Genomic DNA, 8,642 nt, shown 5'->3' with positions numbered 1-8,642 from the left:
TGCTAGCACGTCGGTTGACCCGTACGAGTGAGATCGAGTCTACAGCGGCCCCACCCACCCGCCCCGGACCCACACCCCCTCACCTGCACCTTCACACCGGCGTGCCACGTCGGCCGGACCGAACTGCCGCGAAATGCTTGCCGCGGGGCGCGCCAGGGGCTAGCGTCCAATGTCATCAGACAACTCGTCCGATGGCTATGGACGACGCGGTGCGGACCCGCTTCCGCCCGACCGCCCCACCGGGCTCCCCTGCGAAGGCGGTCCGCACCCCGGAATCCCGACGGTGATTCTGCGCTTCCCCGGGCGGTTTCATCCGACGTCGCCAAAACTGCCCTCCCTCCTCCGAAACCCGTACCTTCAACGCGCCGGGACGCGGCGCGTCACGCCCGGCGCCGGTGACGTCGGACGGAATCTAGGGGTGATCAACGCCCCCGAAACCCGGTTGCCCAAAACTGGCCGCTTTTGCCCCATCCGATCAAGTGATTCAACGTCATGGGCATTGCTCTCCGCACATGCCGACAGCAGATATATGCATGCTTCGTCGGCTCCCCCGGCCGGACGGTGTCCGTGCGCCGATCACTCGCAGCAGAATCCGGGAGTGGTATGTGCGACGAATTCTGCGGGCCCGCCCTCGCGGCATGGCTCGCCCGAGGAGCCGGTGACCCACGGCGCCGCCTCGACGAGTGGGCACGCGCCAGGAACCGGGTGACGCTGCTGCCGGCCGGCCACCGGTGGGACGCCGTCAGGATCCCCGAACGGCCGGGCCACGAGGTCCTGGCACGACTGCAGGACAGCACCGCGCCCGTCGGGCCCGTCATGTGGGACCGGCGCTGCGGCTTCCTGTACTTCCTGGTGCCGCCCCGCGCCGAGGACGTCTGGTCCCCGCTCGGGCTGCGCTTCCTCACCCTCGGCGGGTGGCTGGCCGCTGCCGACCCGCGCCGGCCGGCCCGGCACCCGGCCCTGTGGATCCACCCCAGGGGCGCCGTGGAACTCACCGGCCCGGCATATCTCTACATCGCCTGCCTGGGGGTGCTGACCGCCGGCGCCCGCCCCCTGCCGCGCGTTCCCGCGCCCCTGTGAGACGGCCGCCGGCCCGTCACACCCGCAGCGCCCGCCCGCCGCGCTCGGCACGTACGCCCCGCACGGCGCGCAGGGTGCGCACCACCCGGCGCACGGCGCGGTGCCGGCGGAGGGCCTCGGCGCGGACCGGGCTGCCCCCGGGCAGGTGCAGGCTGGTAAGGCGGCGGCGCTTGAAGTACCGGGGGTGGCGGGGCAGATGACGGCGGAGCCACTCCTCGGCCTCCGGGCGCAGCCCGGGGTGGAGACGGGCCTGCATGCAGTAGCCCACGGTCCGCAGCAGCGGGGCGAGGGTCCCCTCCACCACCTCCGCGGTGAGGGCCGGCGGGCGGCCGACGAGGGCGGCGTCCCGCTCCAGGTCAGGGAGGGCGGCGTCGATGAGGGTGAGCGGGATGCGGTCCTCGCTCTCGTACGGGGTGATCCGGTCCAGCAGCGGTCCGGTGCCGACGCGCGCGGCGGGGATGCCGTGCAGGGCCGCGGCGGTGAACAGGGCGGTCGACGAACAGCCGACGACCAGCGCGGGGCGGAACCGCGCGAGAAGGGCCTCGGCGGCGACGGGCCCCTCCAGGACCGCCAGTTCCACGCCGAGCCCGGCGGCGGCCTTGCCGAGCGAGGACGTCAGGTCCTCGGGCGCGCCGGGACCGGGGGCGTAGACCAGCGAGGTGTGACCGGCCGCGACCGCTCCGCGGAGCATGCGGACGTGGAGCCCGGCCTCCTCCCGCCCGTCGACGAGGCCGCTCGCGCTCAGATGCTCGCCGAGCAGGAGTGCGGTGTGCCGCTCGGGAACCGGCGGGACGAGGGCGGCCATGCCCTGGAGCGTGCTCAGCAGCACGTCCTTGGGGACGGCCACGGGCTCCACCGCGTGCTCGGCGAGCAGCAGCGGGCGCAGCCCCGGCAGCAGGTCGACGTGGAGCAGCCGCGCGATACGGCAGCCGAGGCCGGCGGACAGCCGGGCGGCGGTCGGTCCGTAGCCCGTCAGGCCGGCGGCGTACACGTGGACCGGGCTCTCGGCGAAGATCTCGGCGACCGAGCGGGCGGGCGGCGAGTGCGGCGCCTCGCAGACGATCTCCACGGGCCCTTCGCCGAGCTCCCAGGCGAGCCGCAGTGCCCGCTCCCACAGGGTGAGGTCCTCCTCGCGGGGCGACCAGTCGGCCGGGTGGTGCGGGGCGATGGCGGCGTTCCAGGAGCGCACGGCGTCGTACTCGGGCCGCAGCGCGGCGAAGCCCGGCGTGCGGTCGAGGGGCGTGGCGAGCTCGGGGACGGCCGAGACGTCGCTCACCACGAGGAGACGGCGGCGGCCCCCACGGGGTCCGAACAACCCCGCCCGGATGGCCGCCGTGACGGTCGCCGCCGCGTAAGGGGTGGCGGCGAAGAAGATCTGGGTCATCCACTCGTCCTTCGTGTCGCCGCGCGCCCGGCGCGGCATCCGGTCCGGGGCGCGGCGCTGCCGCTCGTGGCCAAGCATCACGGACCGGTTCCTCCCGGTCCAAGCCATGGCGCCGGATATCACCGGTCCGAGTGAGCGGGGCCCGGAACGGCCCCGGAGCACGTCCGCGGAAAAAAACTTCGCCGACGTGTCGATCCGCGCGCCGCCCGTTCGACGCGTAGGCAGGAGCGGGGAGGATCCCCGCCCGTGCCCGAGTGACCCGTACCTGAAGAAGGAGAACGCGATGCGTTTCATGTCCCTGATCCGGATCAACGAGGACAACGTCCCCGAGGGCGGCCCCGACGAGCGGCTGATGGAGGAGATGGGCAAGCTCATCGAGGAGATGTCCAAGGCCGGCGTGCTGCTGGACACGGCCGGTCTGCGGCCGACCTCCGAGGGGACGCGGCTGCACTGGGACCACGGGAAGCTGTCCGTCGTCGACGGGCCCTTCACCGAGTCCAAGGAGTTCATCGGCGGCTACGCGATCGTCCAGGCGAAGTCGAAGGAGGAGGCCGTGGAGTGGACCAAGCGCTTCCTGCAGATCCACGGCGACGCCTGGGAGATCACCTGCGAGCTGCGGCAGGTCGAGGAGGCCCCCGAGCTCTCCTGAGCGCCCTGGGCGCCCAGGGCGCCGCCGGTTGCCCTCGCCCGGAGCGGCTGCTCTGATGGGTGGCTGTGACGGCTTCGGCTCCAGGTACCGATGACGCCCGCCGCGCGATCGAGGCGGTGTGGCGGATCGAGTCGGCCCGGGTGATCGCCGGTGTCGCGCGGATCGTGCGCGACATCGGCGTCGCCGAGGAGCTCGCGCAGGACGCCCTGGTCGCCGCCCTCGAGCAGTGGCCGGGCGCCGGCGTCCCGGACAACCCCGGCGCCTGGCTGACGACCACGGCGAAGCACCGCGCGATCGACCTCGTCCGCCGCAAGGAGGTCTTCGCGCGCAAGCTCCGGGAACTCGGCCACACCCTGGAGGGCGGCCAGGCGTACGAGCCCGACTTCGCGGCGGCCGAGGCGGCCGCCGACGGCGACATCGAGGACGACCTGCTGCGGCTGGTCTTCACCGCCTGCCACCCGGTGCTGTCCACCGAGGCCCGCGTGGCGCTCACCCTGCGGCTGCTCGGCGGTCTGACGACCGCCGAGATCGCGCGCGCCTGCCTCGTCCCGGAGGCGACCGTCGCCCAGCGCATCGTGCGGGCGAAACGGACGCTGGCGAAGGCGGACGTGCCCTTCGAGCAGCCGCACGGACCCGACCGGGTCGAACGGCTCTCCTCCGTCCTGGAGGTCATCTACCTGGTCTTCAACGAGGGCTACTCGGCGACCGCGGGCGACGACTGGATGCGCCCGGCGCTGTGCGAGGACGCGCTGCGCCTCGCCAGGGTGCTGGCGGGGCTGATGCCCAAGGAGCCCGAGGTCCACGGCCTGGCCGCGCTGCTGGAGATCCAGGCGTCCCGTTCGGCCGCCCGCACCGGCCCGGACGGGCAGCCCGTCCTGCTGGCCGACCAGGACCGGCGGCGCTGGGACCAGCTGCTGATCCGGCGCGGCTTCGCCGCCCTGGCGCGCGCCGAGGCGGCGGGCGGTCCGCCGGGCCCGTACGCGCTGCAGGCCGCCATCGCCGCCTGCCACGCCCGCGCCCTGCACCCGCCGGACACGGACTGGCGGCGGATCGCCGAGCTCTACGCGGCCCTGGCGCGGCGCGCGCCGTCCCCGGTGGTGGAACTCAACCGGGCGGTCGCGGTCACCATGGCGTACGGACCGCGGGAGGGGCTCGCGCTCGTGGACCGGCTCACCGACGAGCCGTCGCTGCGCGGCTACCACCTGCTGCCGAGCGTCCGCGGTGACCTGCTGGAGCGGCTGGGCCGGTACGCCGAGGCCCGCGAGGAGTTCCTGCGCGCCGCCTCCCTGACGCGCAACGAGCGCGAGCGTGCCCTGCTGGTCGAGCGCGCCGCCCGGGCGAGCCTGGCGGCTAAGGGGTAGGCGGCCGGGCGCCGGGTCCCGGGCCGCGGCGGCGGCCGGCGGTGCCGTCGATGGCCTCGACGACGGGGTGGCGGTGGGCCTCGGACCCGCGCAGGGCGTGCAGCATGACGAGCATCAGCAGCGGGCACATCAGGGCCACGGCGAGGATGAAGATCGCACCGATCGGCACACCGAGCCCTACCGCGACCACCACCGCGACCACCACCGCGGCGACGAGCCCGTACAGCCCGTAGTGCCGGCCGGTCGCCCTCGTCCTGTCCATCGCGGCCTCCCGCGGTCTCGCCGACGGCCTGGATTTCATCGTACGGCCGCGGGCTCGTGCCGCATCCGGACGCCGACGGCCCCTGCGCGGGACCCGGGTGACGGGCGGGCCCGGCAGGACGGCGCGCGCCCCCGCAGTCACCCGCGGACTCCCGCGCGCCCTCACCGAGGGGGTGCCGGGCGGGTGGACATACGTCCCGCTCATGGGATCATCCTGCGGTGCGCCGCCCTCGGCGCGGCGTGAACCGCGGCCCGCGCGCGGGGCACCGCCCCATGCGGCCGTCGCGTCACCGGAGGCCGGAGCATCGCTGCGCACGGTCCCCGCCCGACGCGGTGCCCGCGCGGGACACCCATCGTCGTCGACACCCGAGAGGGGCAGGGCATGACCGGAACGGCGAGCCGCTACCTCTACCTCACCCGGCACGCCGAAGCGCTGCCGGACGGGAGCGCCCTGACGGAGAACGGCTTCCGGCAGGCCGGGCTCCTCGGCGAGCGGCTGGGGGACTCCCCGATCTCCGCCGTCCACCACGGTCCGCTGCCCGGGGCCGCGCAGTCCGCGGCGCTGATCGGCGAGCGGCTGGGGAGCGGGGTGCCCGTGGCCCCGAGCGAGCTCGCGGGGGACTACCCGCCGTACTTCCCCGCGGAGTCCGAGCTGCCGCCGGACAGCGCGTACTACCTCTCCCGCTTCCTCGACCACTTCTCCGCCGAGGAGCGCGCCTGGGGGCCGCACTGGGCCGCCGAGGCGCTGACCCGGTTCGCCGGGCCGATGGCGGCGGGCAAGGCGGCGCACGAGCTGGTCGTGACCCACAACTTCCTGATCGGCTGGCTGGTCTCGGCGGCGCTGGACGCGCCCCGCTGGCGCTGGCTCAGCCTCAACCACGCCAACGCCGCCCTGACGGTGATCCGCTACACCCCCGGCCGGCCGAACTCGGTGCTGCTCCTCAACGACATGCGGCACCTCCCGGAGGAACTGCGCTGGACCGGTTTCCCGGCCGAGCTGCACTTCTGACGGCGGTCGGCCGACCCCTTGCCGGACACCGGGCCCCGCGCCGCGGCGTACGCCCGCGCGCAGGCCCGGCACCCGGTCCGGGGACCTTGTGGCCTATGGCAACGCCAAGCGGGGCAGTGTTAGAAATATCGGCATGGTCGACGTTTTCGACCGATTCGGGGCGTCACAATGCGGTCACTGACCGAGAAGAGCCCGCGGAGCGTCGCCGGACAGGTTTTCATCCTGCAGGTGGCGATCGTCGTGCTGCTCGTGGCGGGCGGCGTGTTCGCGCTCGTCGTGCAGTCCCGGCACGACAGCGAGCGCGAGGCCGTGAACCGTTCGATCGCGGCGGCGAGCACCTTCGCCCGCTCCCCGGGCCTGGTGGACGTGCTGAAGGAACCGGACCCCTCCAAGACCCTCCAGCCCATCACCGAACTGACCCGCAAGGAGGCCGGGGTCGACTTCATCGTGGTGATGGACACCAAGGGGATCCGCTACACGCACCCCATCCCCGGCCGGATCGGCCAGCAGTTCGTCGGCACCATCGGGCCGTCCCTGGAGGGCAGGGTCTACACCGAGAGCGTGCAGGGCCCGCTCGGCCACGAGGTCCAGGCGGTCGTGCCCGTCTTCGACCCCGTCGCCGACCCGCACGGGCAGGTCGTGGCACTGGTGTCGGCCGGCATGAAGGTGAAGAACGTGACCGGCGTGGTCGCCAAGCAGCTGCCGATCATCCTCGGCGCCGGCGCGGCCGCGCTCGCCCTGGCCATGGGCGGCACCGCCCTGGTCGCCAGACGGCTGCGCCGGCAGACCCACCGCCTGGACGCGGCCGAGATGACCCGCATGTACGAGCACCACGACACCGTGCTGCACTCCGTGCGGGAGGGCGTGCTCATCGTCGACGACGACGGGCGGCTGCTGCTCGCCAACGACGAGGCCAAGCGCCTGCTCGACCTCGCCCCCGACGCCGAGGGCCGGCGGATCACCGACCTGCCGGGGCTCGACCCGGGCACGGTCGAGCTGCTGACCTCCCAGCGGGTGGCCACCGACGAAGTGCTGCCGGCGGGCGACCGCCTGCTGGCGGTGAACCAGCGTCCCACCGACGGCCACGGCGGTCCCAAGGGCTCGATCGTGACCCTGCGCGACTCCACCGAGCTGCAGGCGCTGTCCGGCCGCGCCGAGGACGCCAGGGAACGCCTCAAGCTGCTCTACGACGCGGGCCTGGGCGTCGGCACGACCCTCGACGTGGTGCGCACCGCCGAGGAGCTGGCGCAGGTCACCGTGCCGCGCTTCGCGGACTTCGTCACCGTCGACCTGGCCGACCCGGTGCTGCGCGGCGAGGAGCCGAGCGGCATCGCCGGCTCCGACATGCGTCGCACGGCCGTCAACGGCATCCGCTCCGACGCCCCGCTCTACCCGCTCGGCAGGCTGATCGACTTCCTGCCCTCCACCCCGCAGGCGCGCGGCTTCGGCAGCGGCCGCGCGGAGATCGTCGCCGACCTCTCCGCGGACCCCGGCTGGCTCGCCCAGGACCCCGAGCGCACGGACCGGGTCGTGGGGTACGGCATCCACTCGCTGATCGCGGCCCCGCTCAAGGCCCGCGGCGTGGTGCTGGGCATCGCCAACTTCTGGCGGTCGGAGAAGCCGGAGCCGTTCGACGAGGAGGACCTCTCGCTCGCCGAGGAACTCGTCGCCCGCGCCGCGATCAACATCGACAACGCGCGCCGCTACACCCGCGAGCACGCCCTGGCCGTCACCCTGCAGCGCAGCCTGCTGCCGCGCGCACTGCCCGAGCAGAGCGCCCTGGACGTGGCCCACCGCTACCTGCCCGCGCAGTCCGGCGTCAGCGGCGACTGGTTCGACGTGATCCCGCTCCCGGGCAACCGGGTGGCGCTGGTCGTCGGCGACGTCGTCGGCCACGGGCTGCACGCCGCCGCCACGATGGGGCGGCTGCGCACCGCGGTGCACAACTTCTCCACCCTCGACCTGCCGCCCGACGAGCTCCTCGGCCACCTGGACGACCTGGTCGGCCGCATCGACCAGGACGAGTCCGGCACCGGTGTCGGGGCCGGCGTCATGGGTGCCACCTGCCTGTACGCGATCTACGACCCCGTCTCGCGGCGCTGCTTGATGGCGCGGGCCGGGCACCACCCGCCCGCCCTGGTCCGCCCCGAGGGCGGCGTGGAGTTCCCCGACCTGCCCGCCGGACCGCCGCTGGGCCTGGGCGGCATGCCGTTCCAGACGGCGGAGCTGGAGCTGGCGGAGGGCACCCAGCTGGTGCTGTACACCGACGGGCTGATCGAGGACCGCAGGCGGGACCTCGACGTCGGCATGGAGATGCTGAGGCAGGCCCTGGCCGCCCACCCGGACCGGCCGCCCGAGGAGAGCTGCCAGGCCGTGCTGGAGGCGCTGCTGCCGGGCCGCCCCAAGGACGACGTGGCGCTGCTCATCGCCCGCACCCGGTGCACCCCCGCCGACCACGTCGCCGAATGGGACGTGCCCCTCGATCCCGCGGCCGTGTCGGGGATGCGGGCCGCCGTCGCGGAGAAGCTGGACGAGTGGGGCCTGTCGGAGCTGGCGTTCGGCATGGAGCTGGTGCTCAGCGAACTGATCACCAACGCGATCCGCTACGGCTCCGCGCCCATCAGGGTCCGGCTGCTGCTGGACCGCACGCTGACCTGCGAGGTGTCCGACGGCAGCAGCACCTCGCCTCACCTGCGCTACGCCGCCACCACCGACGAGGGCGGCCGCGGGCTGTTCCTGGTCGCGCAGGTCGCCGAACGCTGGGGCACCCGCTACACCCCCGAGGGCAAGGTGATCTGGGCGGAGCAGCCGCTGCCCGCCTGGGCGGACCGCGCCCTGGACGCGGGCGCGCGGCTGACGGGCGCGGTCGACGCCTCGACGCGGTGAACGCCCCCGGGC

Annotated in this window: 7 protein-coding genes; 5 read left to right on the top strand and 2 right to left on the bottom strand. The window is 74.2% G+C overall.

The window, feature by feature from the left end:
- Positions 1 to 603: 603 nt before the first annotated feature.
- Positions 604 to 1,080 carry a hypothetical protein gene (locus tag ACFV3E_RS28905; RefSeq protein ID WP_500537299.1) on the top strand — a complete coding sequence of 159 codons (477 nt, stop codon included), beginning with the start codon at positions 604 to 606 and terminating at the stop codon, positions 1,078 to 1,080.
- Positions 1,081 to 1,096: 16 nt separating this feature from the next.
- On the opposite strand, the gene ACFV3E_RS28900 is transcribed toward ACFV3E_RS28905, so the two are convergent.
- Positions 1,097 to 2,464 carry a polysialyltransferase family glycosyltransferase gene (locus ACFV3E_RS28900; RefSeq protein ID WP_500537305.1) on the bottom strand — a complete coding sequence of 456 codons (1,368 nt, stop codon included), beginning with the start codon at positions 2,462 to 2,464 and terminating at the stop codon, positions 1,097 to 1,099.
- A 283-nt stretch (positions 2,465 to 2,747) separates the two neighbouring features.
- Between ACFV3E_RS28900 and ACFV3E_RS28895 the strand changes: the two genes are divergently transcribed.
- The gene (locus ACFV3E_RS28895) at positions 2,748 to 3,113 is read left to right on the top strand and encodes a YciI family protein (protein WP_500366427.1); all 366 of its coding nucleotides are present in this window, start codon (positions 2,748 to 2,750) and stop codon (positions 3,111 to 3,113) included.
- Positions 3,114 to 3,178: 65 nt separating this feature from the next.
- Complete coding sequence (locus tag ACFV3E_RS28890; protein WP_500537298.1) at positions 3,179 to 4,474, top strand: RNA polymerase sigma factor; 1,296 nt, start codon at positions 3,179 to 3,181, stop codon at positions 4,472 to 4,474.
- Here the strand turns inward: ACFV3E_RS28890 and ACFV3E_RS28885 are convergent.
- Entirely contained in the window at positions 4,464 to 4,736 is a 273-nt protein-coding gene (locus tag ACFV3E_RS28885; protein ID WP_500537297.1) for a hypothetical protein, read from the bottom strand. The two genes, ACFV3E_RS28890 and ACFV3E_RS28885, sit on opposite strands and share 11 nt — an antisense overlap.
- Before the next feature lie 381 nt (positions 4,737 to 5,117).
- On the opposite strand from ACFV3E_RS28885, the gene ACFV3E_RS28880 reads away from it, so the two are divergent.
- The gene (locus ACFV3E_RS28880) at positions 5,118 to 5,744 is read left to right on the top strand and encodes a histidine phosphatase family protein (RefSeq protein ID WP_500537296.1); all 627 of its coding nucleotides are present in this window, start codon (positions 5,118 to 5,120) and stop codon (positions 5,742 to 5,744) included.
- A 168-nt stretch (positions 5,745 to 5,912) separates the two neighbouring features.
- Positions 5,913 to 8,630: a SpoIIE family protein phosphatase gene (locus tag ACFV3E_RS28875; protein WP_500537295.1), complete on the top strand. Its 2,718-nt coding sequence runs from the start codon at positions 5,913 to 5,915 to the stop codon at positions 8,628 to 8,630.
- Positions 8,631 to 8,642: the final 12 nt, after the last annotated feature.

The organism is Streptomyces sp. NPDC059718 (assembly GCF_042733315.1).
In the GTDB taxonomy this organism is placed as follows: Bacteria; Actinomycetota; Actinomycetes; order Streptomycetales; family Streptomycetaceae; genus Actinacidiphila.
The sequence above is the reverse complement of the archived record's forward strand: the minus strand, read 5'-3'. Positions and strand labels throughout refer to the sequence as shown.